We start from the raw sequence: 18,333 nt of genomic DNA, 5'->3' as shown, positions 1-18,333 counted from the left end.
CGCCCGCCTGAACGGCCATGCAAGAAAATATCAACATCTTCATTACCGCGGTCTTTATCGAGAATCTCGCCCTGGCGTTTTTCTTGGGAATGTGCACGTTCTTGGCGATCTCCAAGGATGTGAAGACCGCGCTCGGATTGGGAGTCGCGGTGATTGTGATCCAAGCGATCACGGTGCCCGCGAACAATCTGCTGTACCAGTTCTTTCTCCGCGACGGAGCGATGGCGTGGGCCGGCCGGATCCACCCCAGCCTGTCGACGCTCGGAAATCTGGACCTCAGTTTTCTCGGTTTTATTAGCTACATCGGCGTGATCGCGGCGATGGTGCAAGTGCTGGAAATGGTCCTCGACCGCTTCTTCCCGCCGCTGTACGTCGCCCTGGGGATCTTCTTGCCCCTGATCACGGTGAACTGCGCGATTTTGGGGGCTTCGCTGTTCATGGTCGAACGCGACTACACCTTCACCAACAGCTGCGTATACGGACTCGGCGCGGGCGTCGGCTGGGCGCTGGCGATCGCCGCCCTGGCGGGCATCCGGGAAAAGATGAAGTACTCTGACGTCCCGCCTCCGCTGCGGGGGCTGGGGATTACGTTCATCACCGTGGGTCTGATGGCGATGGCGTTCATGGCCTTCGGCGGCATCCAGCTGTAGAGCGGACCGTTGCGTGGTCGATTTCCGTATCCTTCGTAAATTTTATTAGCGGACACATTCATGTACACGGTCCTCTACGGCGTATTAATGTTCACCGGGGTGATCATCGCCTTGGTGGCATTTATTCTGCTGGCCAAGAAGCAATTGGTCGCTTCCGGTCCGGTCAAAATCATGATCAACGGCCAGAAGGAGATCAGCGTTCCGGCCGGTGGGAAACTGCTCGGCGCATTGGCCGATGCTGGGATCTTCGTATCCAGCGCTTGCGGCGGCGGCGGTACGTGTGCTCAGTGCCGGGTCAAGGTTCTCGAAGGCGGAGGAGAAATTCTCGCCACCGAGAAAGGCCACATCTCCAAGAAGGAAGCCCGCGAGGGCGAGCGGCTCAGCTGCCAGGTGGCGGTTCGCCAAGACATGAAGGTCGAGGTGCCGGCCGAGGCCTTCGACACTCGCAAGTGGAACTGCATCGTCCGCAGCAATCGCAACGTGGCGACGTTCATCAAGGAACTGGTGCTGGAGTTGCCCGAAGGCGAGGAAGTCGACTTCCGGGCAGGCGGCTATATCCAGATCGAGTGCCCACCGCACACGGTCGAGTATAAGAACTTCGACATCGAGGAGCGGTTCCATCCGGACTGGGACAAGTTCAACGTGTGGCGGTACGTCTCGCACGTCGAAGAGCCCGTGACGCGGGCCTACTCGATGGCCAACTATCCGGGCGAGAAAGGCATCATCATGCTGAACGTCCGGGTCGCCAGCCCGCCGCCGCGGGCGCCCGAGGGAACTCCGCCCGGGAAGATGTCGAGCTATATCTTCAATCTCAAACCGGGCGACAAAGCGACGATCAGCGGCCCTTACGGCGAATTCTTCATCAAGGACACCGACGCCGAAATGGTCTACATCGGTGGTGGTGCCGGAATGGCTCCGCTGCGGAGCCATATCTTCGAGTTGTTCAAGCGGATGAAGACCGACCGCAAGGTCTCGTACTGGTACGGCGGCCGCAGCTCGCGAGAACTGTTCTATGTGGATCACTTCCGCGAAATCGAGAAAGAGTTTCCGAACTTCACCTTCAACATCGCGCTCAGCGAGCCGCTGCCGGAAGACAACTGGACGGGCTACAAGGGCTTCATCCACCAGGTGTTGCTCGAGAACTACCTCAAAGACCACCCGGCGCCGGAAGACATCGAGTACTACATTTGCGGACCGCCGATGATGAATGCGGCCGTCTTTAAGATGCTGGACGATCTTGGCGTCGAGCCGGAAAACATCGCTTACGACGACTTCGGCGGCTGATTCGATGAACCTCGAGCGGTGGCTGCCGCGGCTCGTCCGCTGCAGCTTGATTCTCTGCGGCGGGATCGTCTGGGGCGGAAGCCTCAGCGGCTGCGGCCCCGCCGCCGAGCGGGCCTCCAAGCCGGAGACGCCGATCGCGAAGACGACTGGCTTGACGATGGGGACCTACTACTCGGTCACCATCGCCAATCCTCCCCAGGAGTTGCCCGCCGATTGGACCGAGCGGGTCGACGCCGAGCTGCGGCAGGTCAACGACCAGATGTCGACCTATCTCGAGTCGTCGGAAATCAGCCGCTTCAACCGCTCGACTTCGCTCGATTGGTTTCCCGTCAGCGGCGAGACGGCGATGGTCGTGGCGGTCGCCCAGGAAGTCTCCGCAGCCACAGGCGGGGCTTTCGACATTACAGTCGGTCCCTTGGTGGACGCTTGGAGCTTTGGGCCTGGGAAGCGGACGGGACGCCCGCCGAGCGCCGCGGAGCTCGAGTCGCTGCGGCGGAAAGTGGGTTATGAGAATCTGGAGGTGCGGCGCGACCCTCCGGCGCTCCGCAAAAAGATCCCGGAACTGCGGATCGATCTATCGGCAATCGCCAAGGGACACGGGGTCGACCGCGTGCTGGGGCTGCTGGTCGAGCTTGGTTGCGAGCACGCGTTCGTCGACATCGGGGGCGAAGACCGCGCGATTGGCCGTCGCGGCGAACGCGGTTGGCGGGTGGCGATCGAGGACCCGAACGACGAGCAGCGGCGGTACGCGATGGCGATCGAATTGAACGATCGAGCGATCGCCACCAGCGGAGACTACCGCAACTTCTTCGAGTTCGAAGGACGGCGTTATTCGCACACGATCGATCCTCGCACCGGTCGCCCGATTGAGCATGGGGTCGCCTCGGTGTCGGTGATTGCGAATGATTGTATGACGGCGGACGCCTGGGCCACGGCGCTGGCGGTGGTCGGGCCGACGGACGGCCTGGAGTTGGCGAGCCGGTTTGACTTGGCGGTGCGGTTCGTCGTGCGGGAGTCGGAGGACCGGTTTCGCGTGGTCGCGTCGGATACGTTTCCCGGCAACATTCTCCTTTTTATGGACGCCGACGAATGACTTGGAGCTCCCTCTGGATCCTCGCCGCGATCTCCTTCGCCGTGTTCCTGATCGTCGCCTTGGGCATGGCCATTGGGGTGATGTTCGGTCGGCGGTCGATCAGCGGCTCTTGCGGGGGTCTGGCCAACCGGAAGGACGCCGAGGGGAAGACGTCGTGCTCGCTGTGCGAAAATCCGGCGGACGCCTGCCGTGAGCTGCGGGAGCGAGGGCTGCCGGGCGTGCGGGGGCAGGAGCAGGCCCCCAGCGAAGAGGTGAGGGCAGGGGGTAATTAGTCGCCTTTCGCTCCGCGAAAGCAGCGTTTCTGCGATACTTTCGCGGAGCGAAAGGCGACTATGGCCGCCTCGGTTTTTTCAGCTCGAAACTTGAATCGCTCTTTGCGGGTTTTCTTGGCCTTGCTACCGTCGCTCTCGAGCGGCGGATACCAATCGTTCGGTACCGCGTGAAGCCACTGAAAATACTGCGGTGAGCACAACGATGAACAGCGCCCCGGTCGCCCGGACGAGCCTGCTGATCCTGCTAGTCGGCGGGGGTCTGACAATTGGCGGGTGCCAGCAGCCCACCAATCCAGCCGTGCCGCTCTCACCGGTCGGTCCTCTGGGAGCGAACACCCGCGTGCCCCCGCCGCAGACGGGCAGTTACGCTGTTCCCAATGGCTACTACCAAGGCCAAGCGTCCACCGCTCCGATCAGCGGTGGGCAATACGCCGCGGTGGCTGGCCCGGAGGCTGACTACGTGGCGACCGCAGCTCCGAGCTTGAATGGCTGGGCGGATGCTGCGGCTGCTCCGGTAGCCAGCCCAGCTCCGGCGGTTGCCTCTGCGGCGGCCGTTCAGCCGGCAGCCTATCACGACGCGGCAGCCGGTCCCACCTCCGGTTTTGGTGCTGCTCCCCGAATTCCCGCTTCGGCGCTGCAGCACGGCGGTGCTGGCGGTACACCGCTGCGCCCCAACCTCGGCGGGATGGAGGTCGTCGATCTGACGGCTCCCGCGACGCTGCAGCCAACCGAGCCGCCGAGCCTGCAAGTGATCGAGCGGGATGCGGTGGCGGCGACAGCGAATGCCTCCATGGCTTCGGCCGCTCCCACTTTCCGTTCGCTGAGCCCGGCGGAGACCGACACAGCGGCATCTGGCGGGACGCGATCGGACGTGGTCGTGCAGGCGAGCGCAAGGGAGGTCCGTCCCCCGAGCGCAAGCGATTCGCAGCCCGAGAAGGCTGCCAGTGCGACTGCCGCTCCTTCGACTAGCAAGGCCAAGGGAGTCACCGAGTCGGCGGATCTTCCCTGGCGGAAGCCGCTGCGGTAGGCGTCTAGGCGAGCTCGAGCGCCTCTTCGATCGCCGTCTGGTACTGTTCGTCGCTGAGCTCGAACATTTTCCGCAGGTCCCCGAGCATCCGGAGCTGCGACTCGCTCAGTTCGCCCTCGGCTGAGGCGGCGAGAAACGCGGCCTGCAGGACCGTCGTTCGCTGCGCCTGCGACCAGCGGCGGCTGCCCGAGAGCATGTAGTTCAGCGGGGAGACGCCGAGGTGCCTCGTCGAGGAACAGAGGGCCCCGAGCTCTTCGCGGCTGATCGGTCGATCGAGCAGGCGCTCGCCCACGTGGTGGAGCGCCTGGATCTCCTGCTCGGAGATCCTCCCGTCGGCGGTGGTCACCAGCACGGCCGCCCGCATCGCCTCTTCGCAGAATTGTTCGCGCTGGGCCATCTCGTGGGAGTGGCGATCCATCTCGAGAACGTTCACGTCCCAGTGGGCGCGGCACTGGTCGCACTGCACGAACGGCTCGGCGGCTCCGATCGGGACGACCGGAATGAAGTACAGCGTCAGGAAGGGGCGGCGGGTCCGCAGCCGATACGTCTGCGACGTACCGCAGCCCGGGCAATAGAAGTCGCCGGTCTCACGGGTCCGGCTGAGATTCATCGTGCCGATCAGGATCATCTAAAGTGGCGACAATGGTGGCGGTTGAGGGACGAAACCACAGCCGCGGGCGTTCGCGGCGGGCTTCCATCATACGGTTTTCCCGCAGCCAGATTCCTAGCGGAGCGGTTTTCCGCTGCAGCCCCCGCGGCTAGCGCCGTCGGCTTACCCGCGGCTAGCGCCGTCGGCTTACCCGCGGCTAGCGCCGTCGGCTCAGGGTTAGCTGAGCGAGCCGGAAGGTCACCACCGGAGGGTGACGATTATCCGGTTTATCTGAATTCGGCAGCCTGGGATGGCCGAAGAGAGACGCATGGGGCCCCGTCCATGAGAATCGTCGCATGAGTCTGCTGCCGGTCGTTACGCCTCGGACCAGTACTCCGCTCCAGCATCAGCGTCTGGTCTACCAGGTGCATGCCGACCAGGTCGGCTTGCAGCGGCTGTACGATCAGCTGAGCACCGGCCGCCGGGTGCTCAGTCCCTCGGATGATCCCACAGCGGCAGCCCGCGCGCTGAGCTATCAGCAAGGGGTCGATTACTCGGAGCAGTTGGTCCGCAACACCAAGGCGGCCAGCGGCTACCTGCAGTCGGTCGACACGGCGATGGCATCGATCGACGACGGGCTGATCGAGGCGCGAGCGATCGCGGTCGGTGCCGCTCAAGGCGTGTTGGCCGAGGGGGAGCGAGAGACGCTGGCCGGCCAACTCGATCAGGTGCTCGCGCGGCTAATGTCGGTTGGCAACCAAGCATTCCGCGACCACTCGCTGATCGGCGGTGCGCTGACCAGCAAGCCGCCGCTGCGGTGGGAGAACGGGACGATCGTCTACTCGGGCAATGAGGCGGTCGCTCAAGCCGAGATTGCTCCGGGGACTGCGGTGGCAACGCTGCCGACCGGCGACGATGCGCTCGGGCTCGCCGCTCCGCGGCTCAAAAGCAAGGAGCTCGCGGCCGGTTTGACTGCCGAGACTCGGCTGGTCGACACCCGCGATGGCCGGGGGATGCAGCCGGGAATCTTGCGATTGTCCGGGGGCGGGGACTGGACCGAAATCGACTTGCGGGGTTCGGTGACGATGGGCGATGTGGCCAGTCGGATTGAGGGGGTGGTGCTCGACGGCCGCGAGTTGGCGGTCGACATCAGCGGCGATGCGGTCACGATCCGCTACGCCGACGGGCTTCACGGAACGCTCGCGATCTCCGACGCGCCGGGAAGCGAATTGGCCAAGCAGATGAAGATCAGCAATCCGCAAGGCATCGCGCCGCCCCCGATCGTCGGTGCAGGGTTGGCTCCGCGAACCACGACTGCGACGCGGTTGTCGGATCTGGACGACGGGGCGGGGCTGGACTTGCAGCCCGGCTTCCAGATCGTCGAGGGAGACGAGACGTTTGAGGTCGATCTCAGCACGGCCGAGACGGTCGACGACGTTCTGCTAGCGATCAACCACAGCGGTGCGGCGGTGCGTGCGGAACTGGATCCGACCACCAGCAAGCTCCAGTTGCGGTTGCTCAAGAGCGGCGTGACCTACTCGATCGGAGAGTCGGGCGGGATGGCGGCGACTCGGCTCGGTTTGCGATCGGCCGGTGGCGAGACCCGCCTCGACTCGCTCCGCAACGGCCGCGGAGCCGGGCTCAGTGGCGACGCCCGGCCCGACCTGACGATCGTCCGGCCCGACGGGGTCTCGCTCGACATCAACGCCGAGGGACTCTCGACCATCGACGACGTGATCGCGGCGATCAACGCTCATCCAGACAATCAGGACGCCGCTCAAGTGACCGCCGCGCTTTCCGCCCACGGCAACGGCATCACGCTGCAAGGAGCGTCGGGAACCGGAGGGCTGGAGATCCGCCAAAACCCGCCCTCGGAACTCGGCAATACGCTGGGGCTGATTCCCAGCGGCCAGGATGCGGTGGTGGGCAGCAGCGAGGCGGGAAATGAGGTGGTGCGAGGGGCGGACTACGCGCCGGTCGAAAGCGGAGGGGCGCTCGACACGCTGCTGCGGCTGCGGGATGCCGTCTTGAGCGGCGATGTGACCGAGATCGAGCGGCTCTCACAACGGCTCGACGCGGACTTCGACCAAGCGAACCGGACCCGCGGCATGGTCGGCTATCGCTTGCAATCGGTCGACCTGATGCAAGCGCGAGCGGAAGACCAGGCGGTCTTGATGAAGAGCCGGATGAGCGAGGAGATCGACGCGGAATTCACCTCGATGGTCAGCGAGATCACGCGTCGTCAAATGTCGCTCGACGCCTCGCTCCGCCTGATGGGACAGACCTCCGGGTTAACCGTCCTGAATTTCCTGTAACGGTTTTGCCGAAGAGAGGGGGCTCTGGGGACCGATACCCCCAGTGATACCTCGGCCTCTTTGCCGATTCTTTCGACCAAACCCTGATGAGGGATGCGGCGATCATGCGCATCGATACCACCCGCTTCGGCACCCTCGACATCCAAGAGCGGGAGATGTTTCTCTTCCCGCAAGGCTTGATCGGGCTGGAGACGCTCCGCCAGTGGCTGTTGTTACCCGATCCGCAGAGTCCGGCCGTGGCCTGGCTGCAGTCGGCATCGCGGAGCGACGTGGCGTTGGCGATGGTCAGTCCTCGGGCGTTCGTCGAGGGCTACCGCGTGCGAGCGCCGCGTCGCGCCCTGAGCGGCCTCCAACTCCGCAGCGGCGATGAGCTCTACGTGCTGACGACGCTCAACCGCCGCTCCGGGCAGTGGCTGACGAATCTTCGCGCGCCGCTAGTGCTCAATCTCCGCCGCCGCGTCGGCTGTCAGGTGATCACCGAGGACAACCACAGCGTCGCCTATCCGCTGGTCCTCGAGCGAGCCGGTCGCCTGGCGGCCTGAGTACTGAGTACTGGGTGCTGGGTGCTGGGTGCTGGGTGCTGGGTACGTCCCTCACAATCGCGCGATGCGGCACTGCGGCGAGGACGTTGGAATCTTGCCGGGACTCGGTCCGATAGATTCCTGTGCCGGATCGACGCGTGTCTTCCGGAGTCAGCGCCTGGGGTCGATTTTCCAAACTCGAATCGACCGTACCGCCCGTCAGTCAAGCACTGCAAGCAATCGAGTCGAGGGACGACGCCATGTTGGTTCTTTCACGGCACCGTGACGAAAGCATCATGATCGGCGACGACGTGGTGATCACGATCGTCGATATTCGCGGAGACAAAGTCCGGTTGGGGATCGATGCCCCGCAGGACATCCCGGTGCACCGCCAAGAGGTTTACGACGCGATCCAGCGAGAGAACCGCAGCGCGAGCCAGCTGCAGCCGGGGGCGACCGCGGAACTCCGCGGCCGCCGCAAGGCCTGAGCGGCCCGCCGCCGCGGTTGCCGAGAAGATAGGAAAGGTTTGCAGGTTGTAACGCTCATGCGGATTGTTCCGCGGGGGGTTGCGAAAATTGATCGGAATTGGACCGAGCGAATTTTGCCGGTCCCCAAGCGTGTCCGAATTTACCCTTGAGAGCTGGTGTCTTCACTTGAATCCACTGGCTCGACTTCAACGAGACAGTGTGGTTGGCATCAAGGAAGGTCCCCTTCCGGCTCGTGTCTGCGTCGATTGACGGCGCACCTGCGGGGCGTGGCGAAGCGAATCGGGGATGTCCGCGACCTGTCTGTCACCCACGCCCTACGACTCCGCTCGGCGGTTGGAGCGGATGCAAAAGCTGGCTGCGAGAGCAGACGGCTTCCTGTGGTCCGTCACCGATCCGCTTTTAGGAACATAAACCCATGACACGTATCAATACGAACGTACCGTCTCTCGTCGCTCAGAATCGACTCAGCCGCAGCAACAACGATTTGCAAACCGCAATGACGCGGTTGAGCACGGGTTTGAAAATCAATTCCGGTTCGGATGACCCGGCCGGTTTGATCGCGAGCGAAGCCCTGCGGAGCGAAGTCACCAGTTTGAACAAGGCGATCGGCAACACGCAGCGTGCCAGCCAGATCATCGCCACCGCCGACAGCGCCTTGGGGCAGGTCAGCAATCTGCTCAACGACGTCCGCGGGTTGGTCGTCGAGGCGGCCAACAGCGGAGCGCTCTCCGAAGACGAAATCGCGGCGAACCAGCTGCAGATCGACAGCTCGCTCGAAGCGATCAACCGGATCTCCCAGACCACGACCTTCCAGGGTCGCAAGCTGCTCGACGGCAGCCTCGACTTCTTGACCCAGGCCGGCTCGAATTACGATCAGATCAAGAGCTTGCAGATCGACCAGGCGAACCTCGGCCCGGCCGGCAAGCTGGGGGTGAGCGTCTCGATCACCAAGGCGGCCGAGCAAGCCAGCGTCACCGTGGGCGACATTCCCGAAGCGGCGACCAATGCCGCTTCGGAGGGCACGATCGACTTCTCGCGCGACATCGCGGGAGTGAAGGCCACCGGTGGAATCGAGTTCAAAGAAGTCTCGGTGGCCGCGGCCCAGGCCACCAACTCCTACACGGTCGCCAACGCCGCGACGACCGGCTTCGATATCACCGCGAAGGCCGATGGGGCTTACGCCGAGGCCGCCGGTAACAGCGCGACTTTCGAAATCGTTCAGAACGGTGCCCAGACCGACGATATCGACATCATCAAGTCGGGTGACGATTTCACGATCTCGATCAAGACCGGCGCCACCGTCACGCTCGACGACGTCAAAGCCGCCTTCGACGCCGACGCCGACACCAAGGACGATTTCACCTTCACCGTCACCGGTGGTGGTGCGGTCAGCGTCTCGGGCGGAACCAACACGACCGCTCAAGCGGCGCTCGCCGGCGGTGTGGATGAAGTGGCCACCACCGCGGCGATCTCGCTGACAGCCGTAGCCGATGGCACGACCGCCAACGGGGCGACGATCAGCTTCGTCGAAGAGAACGGGGTGACCACGCCGACCGCCACGGTCGACGACGACGGGAACATCACCGTCACGGTTGAAAACAGCGACACGGTCGCCTTCGCCGACATCAAGGCAGCGATCGATGCCGAGGGCACCTACACCGCGACGGTGGACACCAGCGGCGGATTGACTTCCTACGACGGCGATACCGCCACGGCCACCACGACTGCCTTCAGTGGTGGAATCGACGCGGAGACGGCGAGCGCGCAGATCAAGCTCACCGCGCTCGCCACGGGGGCCGCGGCCAACGGTCGCACGATCACCTTCGCCCAAGCCGATGGTGTGACCACCCCCACGGCCGCCGTCGACGGCAGTGGCAACATCACGATCACGGTCGAAGACACCGATGCGGTCAGCCTCGACGATATCGTCGCGGCCATCGAGGACGAGGGCACGTATGCCGCCGAGGCGGATGTCACCGGCGGCCTGACCAGCTTTGACGGCGACACCGACACGGTGAGCACCACGGACTTCGCCGGTGGATCGACGGTCGGGGGAGCGACAGCATCCTCCGGTTCGGTCTCGCTCTCGCGGACCATCACTGCCGCCAAAGCCGCCGGTGCGGTCGACTTCAAAGAGATCTCGGTGGCCGCCGCCCAGGGGACCCAGTCCTATACGGTCGCCAACGCGGCCACCGCCGCGTTCGATATCACCGCCAAATCGGATGGGGATTACGCGGAGGCCGCTGGCAACAGTGCGACCTTCGAATTGGTCCAGAACGCCGCTCAGACCGACGACATCGACATCATCAAGTCGGGTCACGACTTCACGATTTCGATCAAGACCGGTGCCACGGTCACGCTCGACGACGTCAAAGCCGCGTTCGAAGCCGACAACGATGTGAAGGACAATTTCGACTTCACCATCACCGCTGGCGGCACCGACAGCGTCTCGGGAGCGACCAACGCCGTCGCTCAAGCGGCCCTGGCTGGTGGTGTGGATGAGGTGGCCACCACCGCGGCGATCTCGCTGACGGCCGTGGCCGACGGTGCGGCCGCCAATGGCGCGACGATCACCTTCAGCGAGGTCCATGGAGTGACCACGCCGACCGCGACGGTCGATGCCGATGGCAACATCACCATCACGGTCGAAAACAGCGACGTGGTCGCCTTCGACGACATCAAAGCGGCGATCGATGCCGAAGGGACCTACAGCGCGACGGTCGACACCACCGGCGGGCTGGCCTCCTACGATGGCGATACCGCGACGGCCACCACGACCGCCTTCAGCGGTGGCGTCGACGGCGAGGTGCTGACCGCTGAAATCGACCTCACCGCGAGTGAGACCGGTGAGGCTATCAACGGCAAGACGATCACGTTCGCCAAGGTCGACGGGGTGACGACGCCGACGGCCACGGTCGACGACGATGGCAACATCACGATCTCGGTCGAAGACACCGATGCGGTCAGCGTCGAAGCGATCGCCGCGGCGATCCGCACCGAAGGCACCTATGGAGCCGAGGCCCGGACCACCGGCGGCCTGACCAGCTTCGACGGTGACACCGACGTCGCGACGGTCGCGAACTTCGCCGGCGGTGCGGCGAGCTCCGGCGGTCTCGCCAAAGACGTGGTGTTCGAACTGCAAGGCAGAACCGGTTCGGAGGTGTTCAACGTCAGTGCCGGCACCGGCGTCGAAGACTTGGTCACGCAGATCAACCTCGTCAAGGACGCGACCGGCGTCACGGCCACCGTCGAGGACGGGTCGCTGGTCCTCAAGTCGAACGAGTACGGCTCGGACGCGTTCGTCGATCTTCGGATCATCGAAGAAGAGACCGGCGGAACGTTCACCGCAGCGGTGGGTGCCGGTAGCCGCGACATCGGCTCGGACATCGAGGCCAAGGTCAACGGTGTGGACGCCAACGGCAAGGGCAACAAGCTCTCGATCAACACCTCGACGCTCGACCTGTCGATCGAAGTCGAGGCCGGCAGTGCGGAGTCGATGGACTTCACGATCGCCGGCGGTGGAGCTCTGTTCCAGCTCGGCGGCGACGTGGTCAGCAACCAGCAAGCCCGCGTCGGTATCGGCAGCGTCAACACCGCTCGCCTCGGTGGCGTCTCCGGCAAGCTGTTCCAGCTCGGAAGCGGCGAGTCGGCCGCCCTGGCGAACGATCCGAACGCAGCCGCGAAAATCGTCAACGAAGCGATCAATCAGGTGACCAGCCTCCGCGGTCGCTTGGGTGCGTTCCAGTCGACGACGCTCGAGAGCAACCTGGTCTCGCTGAACGACACGGTCGCCAACTTGCAGGAAGCCGAGAGCAGCATCCGCGACGCCGACTTCGCCGCCGAATCGGCCCGGATGACGCGGGCTCAGATCCTGGTCCAGTCGGGCACCAACGTGCTGGCGATGGCCAACCAGAACCCGCAGAGCGTGCTGTCGCTGCTGCGATAGTCGCGACGCCGCGGGCCTGAGGAGAAGGCCCGCATCGATCGCGCGGAACAATCGTTCGAGGGGGCGGGTCGCAAGTCGCGGCACGCCCCCTTTTTTCTTGCGCCCCGGCCAGCAAAACGTCCTAGGGTTTGCTTGGACAGCGCCGGTCGAGTTTGCCGATTAAAGCCCTCAGGACGGCAGGCGTGTACGTCAGCCTGCCGTGGTTGGCGTACGTGAGGCCGAGACGGACTATTCGCTCTATGGGTCGCATCTCCACCTCCATCGGTCTGATCACCGGGACCCCGATCAAGGACACGGTCGACCAGCTGATCAAGCTCTCGGCCACTGGCCGCGACATGCTCAGCAGCCGCGTCACGCAGCTCAAGGACGAGCGGGAGGCGGTCACGGCACTGACGGTCAAATCGATCGGTGTCCAACTCGCCGCCAAAGCGTTCGGTTCATCATCCGCCTTCCAGCGGACCTCGGCGACCTCGTCCAATCCCGACGTCCTCTCGGCGGTCCGCACCGGAACCCCCGCCGCTGGCAAGTACGCCGTCCGCACGCTGCAGACAGCCGCGACTCAAGCCTTCAAGACCGCGGCCCTGGCGACCGCCGACCAAGCCCTGGGAACGGCCGGATCGCTGACGATTCGCGGCGGCGGTTTCGCGGATCGGTCGGTTCGGCTCGAAGAACTCAACGGCGGCCGCGGGGTTGCCTCCGGATCGATTCGAGTGACCGACCGCAGCGGCTCGGTCGCCACGGTCGATCTCTCTCGAGCGACGACGATCGACGACGTCGTTGCGGCGATCAATGACGCCGAGGGAATTCGCGTTCGAGCGACCACCGACGGCGATGCGCTGCGGATTACCGACCTCAGCGGGGCAACCTCGACCAACCTCCGCGTCGAGGAAGTGGGACGCGGTTCGACGGCCGCGGACCTCGGACTCCGCGGGATCGACGTCGCGAATTCGTCGGCTCGTGGGGGTGATATCCTGCGACTCTCCGGAAACACGCGGCTCGATTCTCTGCGGGACGGCCGCGGTCTGGGGCTCGGCAGCGGCAAAGATCTTGAGCTCTCGTTTCGCAATGGATCGGCGATCGAAGTCGACTTGGGCGATTTCAGCCGTGCCGCCAGCCAGGCCAAGGGAGTCACCGACAACGCCGTCTTAGGTGCCCGCCTGACCTTTACGGCGGAAACGAAAGGCGCCGAAGGAGACGGGATCCAGATTCGCTTTGTTGACGACGCGAGCGCGGCGATCGAAGGCGAATCGGCCGAAGTCGTCGAGGGGCCGAGCGGCAAAGAGATCGTGTTTCGGATCGCCGAAGGGGTGACCACGGCTGCCGACATTGTGACTGCCGCCAAGGCCAACTCGGACGTGGCGGCCCTCGTCTCGGCGAAAGCGATGGGAGACGGGCTGGGGCTGGTGGGAACCGCGGACACGGCGGTCCTGAGCGGCGGTGCGGAGATTGCGGCACCGGAGTTCGCCACGATCAACGACCTGCTTCGGACACTCAACTCGGTCGATCCGGCAAGACTGCGAGCCGAGATTTCCAGCGACGGGGAATCGATTCAGCTGACCGACCTGACCACCGGAAGCCACGACTTCAGCGTCGGCGATATTGGGACCAGCACGTTCGCCGCCGATCTGGGGATCGCCGGGGAGAGTTCCACTGGGGTGGCCGTGGGAGGCCGGCTGATCAGCGGCCTCCGCAGCGTCTCGCTCGATGCCCTCGGCGGCGGCCAGGGGATCGGTCCGCTCGGCACCCTGCAGATCACCACCCGCGACGGCGAAAACGCGAGTGTGGACCTGTCTGCTGCGGAATCGCTGCAGGACGTGATCAACGCGATCAACGACAGCGGGCTTGAGCTCGAAGCCTCGCTCGACGGCAATGGTGCCGGGGTGGTGCTCCGCGACCTCTCCTCCGGCGAGGGCAACGCGTTCACCGTATCCAGCCTCGATGGCACCGCCAGCAAGCTCGGCTTGGACCAAGTCGCTGCGGACGGTCACATCCAGGGCACCGACTTGAATCTCCAGTTCGTGACTCGCGCGACGCGGCTCGACACGCTCAACCAAGGCAATGGCGTCGGTAGCGGCGCGTTCGAGATTCGAGATTCGCAGGGGCGAACGCGAACGATCGACTTGGCCAAAGCAAAGATCACCACCGTCGGCGGTCTGGTCGACGCCATCAACAAGTTGAAACTCTCGGTCTCCGCGCGGATCAACGAAACGGGGGATGGGATCCGGCTGGTGCAGACGGCCGACGGCCCGATGGATCTGCGGGTCAGTGACTCCGGTGCCGGGACGACCGCGGAGCGGCTGGGGCTCGCCGGCACGGCGACCGAACAGCTCGTCGACGGCGAGGTCGTCTCGACGATCAACGCCCGCCAAGTGGACGTCATCTCCTACGCTTCGAGCGACTCGCTGACGACGCTCGCGAGCCGGATTCGCGAGAAGAGCCGGTTCGCCAATGCCTCGGTCCTGGGCGGCCAATCCGGGTTGGCTTCGCTCTCGCTGAGCAGTCGCCGAGGAGGTGAGGCAGGACGCATCTCGATCGGCGGTCAGGGGCTGGAACTCGGGATTCAGGAAACGACCCGCGGCCGCGATGCGGTGGTCGCCATTGGAGAGGTCGGTAGTGCGGCGAGCTCCGTCTTTCGCTCGGCCGATGGAGTCTTCGAAGATGCGATCGAAGGGCTCTCTTTGACCGCCAAACAGCTCACCGACCAGCCGACCACCATCGACGTCGTCGCCGACCACTCCTCGCTGGAATCCGCTGTCGAGCGGTTCGTTGAGCAGTACAACGGGCTGATCGACCAGGTCGCGGAGCTGAGTTTCTCGAACCTCGAAACCAACGAGGTCGGGATCCTGTTCGGGTCCAACGAGGCGATCCGGATCCCCGGCGGGCTCGCCAAAGTCGTCACCGGAACCTTCTCCGCAAGCGATACCATCCGCTCGGCCGGCACGGTCGGACTGCGGCTCAATCGTGACGGTCAGCTGGAGTTTGATAAAGAAAAGTTTCAGGCCGCAATCGCCGATGATGCTCAAGCGGTCGAGGACTTCTTCACGACCGAAGAGTCTGGTTTCGTTGCCCGAATCGACGCGGCGGTCGATAAGATTTCAGGCGAAGATCGCAGTCTGTTGATCAATCGATCGACGGAGCTGAACACGCAAATCGAGCATGGAACCGAGCGCATCCAGGCGATGAACGAGCGGTTGGAAAGCCAACGCAACCGTCTGCTCAAGCAGTTCTTCGCGATGGAGTCGGCGATCGCCAAACTGCAGACGAATCAGCAATACATCTCCCGGATCTCCTACATGGGTCTGGATGGCTCCACGCAGAATTAACTCAGTGGCCGCACTCGCTTCGGGTCGATGAGACCCACTTTCCACGCTCGGTAACCAAGCGCTTATGCATTCCGCCAACGAACAGTACCTTCGCTCCTCCGTGCTGACGGCTTCACCAGCGCGTCTCCGACTGATGTTGCTCGATCGCTCGGTGGCCGTCGCCGACCGGCTGCTGGAAGTGCGGCAACAGGCCACGGCCCGCCTGACCGACGAGTGGACGCTCTCGCTCCGCGACCTGCTCGGCGAGCTGCTCTCGGGCGTCAGCCGGAACAGCGGAGAGTTGGCGGCCCGCGTCGCCGATCTGTACGTCTTCCTGCTGCAGGAACTGACCCGCGCCGAGCAGGAACCGGGGACCGAGCGGATCGAAGCGATCGGCCGAATCTTGCGAATCGAACAGGAAACCTGGCGGCAGGTCTGCGAGAACCAGCTGCGGCAAAACGCCCCCGCACCAGCCGCGGCTCCAGCCCTCGGCCTCCCAGCCGCCGCCGGCATGCCCGCCGCCGGTTCGCTGAACTTGAACGCGTAAGGCGTAACGTACGTCAGCCTTTCCCTGAGCCGACGGCGCTAGCCGCGGGTTCTGCAGCGTAAATTCCGGGCGAGCGAGGCCCGAGGCTAGCGCCTACGGCTCAGAAGAGGCGGGAAAGCCTGACGCACGGGCGAAAGCGTTGCCGCGGGCTCCTTTGAGGCCTATCCTTCAAGAGGTCCCGCTCCCCGGTGGAGGACGTGGGCCGCTGCCTCTTTGGTTGCTCGCGTCACTCTTTCGGAACATTCCTCCGATGCGTTCCTTGCTGTGGTTCTGCTTGCTGCTGATGGTCGTCGTCGCAGCGATCTTCCAACGGACTCCCCTCGGAGCCGCTGTCGCCGCTCCACCGGTCCCAGACGCGGCGGCCGAACCGCCCGCAGCAAAAGAGGCTGCAGCGAAAAAGGCTGCAGCGAAAGAGGCGGGGGAGAGCGGGGCCGAGGAGGCTTCGCGGTACATCCGGATCAGCAAGACCGAGGGGGGGCTTCCCAAAGCCTTGGAAACCTCGATCGTGCGGTACGTCGGGGGCAAGCAGAGTTCGCATCCCGGAGTGGTCGTCGATTTGGTCGGTGTCGTGCACGTCGGTCAGAAGGAGTACTACCGCCAGCTCGATAAGCGGCTGAAGACGTACGACGTCGTGCTCTACGAGTTGGTCGCTCCGAACGGGACGCGGGTCGCTCCGGAAGAAGTCGCTGCATCGCGATCGCCGCTGGGCGCCGTGCAACTCGGGATGCGGGACATGCTGAATCTCGAGTTTCAGCTCCAGCACATCGATTACTCGGCGAAAAATTTTCGCCACGCCGACATGAGCCCGGATGAATTTCTGGCCGACATGGAGGACCGCGGAGACAGCATCCTCAAGATGGGGCTGCGGATGATGGGAGCGGGCCTGGCGACTCAAGCCGCCTCGGGGAGCGACGCGGGCATGCTCCGGGCCCTGCTCAGCGGCGAGGATCGGCCGAAGAAGATGAAGCAGGTGATGGCCCAGCAGCTGATCGATATGGAGGCGATGACCGCGGGGTTGGACGACGCGGCTGGTGAAAACACGTTGATCCGCGGCCGCAACGCGCGGGCCTTCGAAGTGCTCAAAGAGGAAATCGAAGCGGGGAAAAAGCGGATCGCCGTCTTCTATGGGGCGGGCCATCTCCCGGACATGGCCGAACGGCTCGAGCAAGACTTCCAGCTCCGGCCGACCACCGTCGAATGGTTCCCCGCCTGGAATCTGCAGAAGAACTAGCGCCGCTTATTTGACCTCGCGGCTGCAGGTGGAGGCGAGCAGCGTGGTCAGGTAGTGGTGGGTGTGAGCGAGCACGTGCTCGTAGGGCAGATGCTCGACTTCTTCGCCGAGCACTTCGGCTTCGAAGTAGCCGTCGTAGCCGGCGGACAAGAGGGTGGCGATGATCTCGCGGAGCGGCACCCGCCCCTCGCCGAGGAGGCAGCGGTTCTGTTCGCCGAGCGGAAGGTGTTTGCCGTCGCCGAGTTGCACGATCCGGATGTGCCGCACGATGTCGGGCAGCCACTCGAGGATCGTCGGATCGAACCCCAGGTGATAGGTATCGAGGGCGAGCCCGACGTTGGAGCGGCTCAGGGAACCGATCACCTCGAGCGTCTGGCGAACGTCATTGACGATCGTCCAGTCGGCGCCGCAGCCGGGATGCATCGGTTCGACCGCCAGCGAGACACCGACGGCGTCGGCCGCTTCGCTGAGCTCTTCGAAGGCCGAGAGCATCATCCGCCGGGCGTGATTGCGGGTGTGGTTGTTGCGTCCGCCGGAGAGCAGGATCACGTTTTTGGCGCCGACCTGCGAGGCCGCCTGCACGGCGTCGAGCGCGTCGCACAGGCTCTCGTGATAGCTGCGTCCATCGCTGCCGGTGAACCCGCCGGCCCAGGAGACGCTCGAGACTTCCAGGTTGTGTTCGGCCAGCAGTTCGACAGCCTTGTCGGTACCGTACTCGGTGACCTTCGGCCGCCAGAGACCGATCCCCGCAAACCCGTGCTCAGCCGCAGCCAGAACATCTTCTTCGAACGTCCAACGGTAGGTTGTCAGTTCGTTGATCGCCAGCTTCACCATCCGTGTCGCTACCGGCTCGTAAAAAGGGTTCAAAGCGGCAGGGACTCCAGGGAATCCCGCTGCGCCTCGCGTCAGTCAACCGAATCGGCACCGCTCCGCCGCGGCTCCAGGCGGGCTCGGGTCTCACCCGGTGAGCCGTCACCCGCGGTTGCGCCGCCGAAGGAAATCGGCGACCAACGGGGGCCAGTATGCCGGGAGGAAACGGCGGTGTAAAGAAACGATTGGGCTTGAAA

Annotated in this window: 14 protein-coding genes; 12 read left to right on the top strand and 2 right to left on the bottom strand. The window is 64.4% G+C overall.

The window, feature by feature from the left end; genetic code table 11:
* Positions 1 to 17 precede the first annotated feature (17 nt).
* The 5 genes from nqrE to GNK13_RS12060 all read left to right on the top strand — a co-directional run bounded on the left by nqrE (position 18) and on the right by GNK13_RS12060 (position 4,326).
* Entirely contained in the window at positions 18 to 650 is a 633-nt protein-coding gene (nqrE, locus tag GNK13_RS12080) for an NADH:ubiquinone reductase (Na(+)-transporting) subunit E (protein WP_164102782.1), read from the top strand.
* Positions 651 to 710: 60 nt separating this feature from the next.
* Entirely contained in the window at positions 711 to 1,934 is a 1,224-nt protein-coding gene (gene nqrF, locus GNK13_RS12075) for an NADH:ubiquinone reductase (Na(+)-transporting) subunit F (protein WP_164102781.1), read from the top strand.
* A gap of 4 nt (positions 1,935 to 1,938) precedes the next feature.
* Entirely contained in the window at positions 1,939 to 3,027 is a 1,089-nt protein-coding gene (locus GNK13_RS12070) for an FAD:protein FMN transferase (protein WP_164102780.1), read from the top strand.
* Positions 3,024 to 3,299, top strand: a complete 276-nt coding sequence (locus tag GNK13_RS21730) for a (Na+)-NQR maturation NqrM (RefSeq protein WP_164102779.1) — start codon at positions 3,024 to 3,026, stop codon at positions 3,297 to 3,299. The genes GNK13_RS12070 and GNK13_RS21730 overlap by 4 nt, the downstream gene beginning before the upstream one ends.
* Positions 3,300 to 3,489: 190 nt before the next feature.
* The gene (locus GNK13_RS12060; RefSeq protein ID WP_164102778.1) at positions 3,490 to 4,326 is read left to right on the top strand and encodes a hypothetical protein; all 837 of its coding nucleotides are present in this window, start codon (positions 3,490 to 3,492) and stop codon (positions 4,324 to 4,326) included.
* Between the two features lie 4 nt (positions 4,327 to 4,330).
* Here the strand turns inward: GNK13_RS12060 and GNK13_RS12055 are convergent, their stop codons facing one another.
* A complete protein-coding gene (locus GNK13_RS12055) occupies positions 4,331 to 4,954 on the bottom strand; it encodes a TerB family tellurite resistance protein (RefSeq protein ID WP_164102777.1) in 624 nt (207 codons plus the stop codon).
* 317 nt (positions 4,955 to 5,271) lie between these two features.
* Here GNK13_RS12055 and GNK13_RS12050 point away from each other — a divergent pair, with 317 nt between their 5' ends.
* The 7 genes from GNK13_RS12050 (at position 5,272) to GNK13_RS12015 (ending at position 17,266) form a co-directional block, all read left to right on the top strand.
* Complete coding sequence (locus GNK13_RS12050; RefSeq protein ID WP_164102776.1) at positions 5,272 to 7,230, top strand: flagellin N-terminal helical domain-containing protein; 1,959 nt, start codon at positions 5,272 to 5,274, stop codon at positions 7,228 to 7,230.
* 104 nt (positions 7,231 to 7,334) lie between these two features.
* Positions 7,335 to 7,772, top strand: a complete 438-nt coding sequence (gene fliW, locus GNK13_RS12045) for a flagellar assembly protein FliW (protein WP_164102775.1) — start codon at positions 7,335 to 7,337, stop codon at positions 7,770 to 7,772.
* A gap of 239 nt (positions 7,773 to 8,011) precedes the next feature.
* A complete protein-coding gene (gene csrA / locus GNK13_RS12040; RefSeq protein WP_164102774.1) occupies positions 8,012 to 8,239 on the top strand; it encodes a carbon storage regulator CsrA in 228 nt (75 codons plus the stop codon).
* A 416-nt stretch (positions 8,240 to 8,655) separates the two neighbouring features.
* A complete protein-coding gene (locus GNK13_RS21725; protein ID WP_235935092.1) occupies positions 8,656 to 12,186 on the top strand; it encodes a flagellin N-terminal helical domain-containing protein in 3,531 nt (1,176 codons plus the stop codon).
* 239 nt (positions 12,187 to 12,425) lie between these two features.
* On the top strand, positions 12,426 to 15,509 hold the full coding sequence (fliD, locus tag GNK13_RS12025; RefSeq protein WP_164102773.1) for a flagellar filament capping protein FliD: 3,084 nt from the start codon (positions 12,426 to 12,428) through the stop codon (positions 15,507 to 15,509).
* A 64-nt stretch (positions 15,510 to 15,573) separates the two neighbouring features.
* Positions 15,574 to 16,035 carry a flagellar export chaperone FliS gene (locus GNK13_RS12020; protein WP_164102772.1) on the top strand — a complete coding sequence of 154 codons (462 nt, stop codon included), beginning with the start codon at positions 15,574 to 15,576 and terminating at the stop codon, positions 16,033 to 16,035.
* A 250-nt stretch (positions 16,036 to 16,285) separates the two neighbouring features.
* Positions 16,286 to 17,266, top strand: coding sequence for a TraB/GumN family protein (locus GNK13_RS12015; protein ID WP_164102771.1), 981 nt, complete (start codon positions 16,286 to 16,288; stop codon positions 17,264 to 17,266).
* A 6-nt stretch (positions 17,267 to 17,272) separates the two neighbouring features.
* Here the strand turns inward: GNK13_RS12015 and GNK13_RS12010 are convergent, their stop codons facing one another.
* Positions 17,273 to 18,133: a sugar phosphate isomerase/epimerase family protein gene (locus tag GNK13_RS12010; RefSeq protein WP_235935090.1), complete on the bottom strand. Its 861-nt coding sequence runs from the start codon at positions 18,131 to 18,133 to the stop codon at positions 17,273 to 17,275.
* Between the last annotated feature and the right edge of the window lie 200 nt (positions 18,134 to 18,333).

The organism is Candidatus Laterigemmans baculatus, assembly GCF_010367455.1.
GTDB lineage: Bacteria > Planctomycetota > Planctomycetia > Pirellulales > Pirellulaceae > Laterigemmans > Laterigemmans baculatus.
The sequence above is the reverse complement of the archived record's forward strand: the minus strand, read 5'-3'. Positions and strand labels throughout refer to the sequence as shown.

What these genes read in the sequence shown, in the direction of transcription:
- nqrE (WP_164102782.1), top strand. Translation starts at nt 18, where the DNA reads ATGCAAGAAAATATCAACATCTTCATTACCGCGGTCTTTATCGAGAAT.
- nqrF (WP_164102781.1), top strand. Translation starts at nt 711, where the DNA reads ATGTACACGGTCCTCTACGGCGTATTAATGTTCACCGGGGTGATCATC.
- GNK13_RS12070 (WP_164102780.1), top strand. Translation starts at nt 1,939, where the DNA reads ATGAACCTCGAGCGGTGGCTGCCGCGGCTCGTCCGCTGCAGCTTGATT.
- GNK13_RS21730 (WP_164102779.1), top strand. Translation starts at nt 3,024, where the DNA reads ATGACTTGGAGCTCCCTCTGGATCCTCGCCGCGATCTCCTTCGCCGTG.
- GNK13_RS12055 (WP_164102777.1), bottom strand. Translation starts at nt 4,954, where the DNA reads ATGATCCTGATCGGCACGATGAATCTCAGCCGGACCCGTGAGACCGGC.
- GNK13_RS12050 (WP_164102776.1), top strand. Translation starts at nt 5,272, where the DNA reads ATGAGTCTGCTGCCGGTCGTTACGCCTCGGACCAGTACTCCGCTCCAG.
- fliW (WP_164102775.1), top strand. Translation starts at nt 7,335, where the DNA reads ATGCGCATCGATACCACCCGCTTCGGCACCCTCGACATCCAAGAGCGG.
- csrA (WP_164102774.1), top strand. Translation starts at nt 8,012, where the DNA reads ATGTTGGTTCTTTCACGGCACCGTGACGAAAGCATCATGATCGGCGAC.
- GNK13_RS21725 (WP_235935092.1), top strand. Translation starts at nt 8,656, where the DNA reads ATGACACGTATCAATACGAACGTACCGTCTCTCGTCGCTCAGAATCGA.
- fliD (WP_164102773.1), top strand. Translation starts at nt 12,426, where the DNA reads ATGGGTCGCATCTCCACCTCCATCGGTCTGATCACCGGGACCCCGATC.
- GNK13_RS12020 (WP_164102772.1), top strand. Translation starts at nt 15,574, where the DNA reads ATGCATTCCGCCAACGAACAGTACCTTCGCTCCTCCGTGCTGACGGCT.
- GNK13_RS12015 (WP_164102771.1), top strand. Translation starts at nt 16,286, where the DNA reads ATGCGTTCCTTGCTGTGGTTCTGCTTGCTGCTGATGGTCGTCGTCGCA.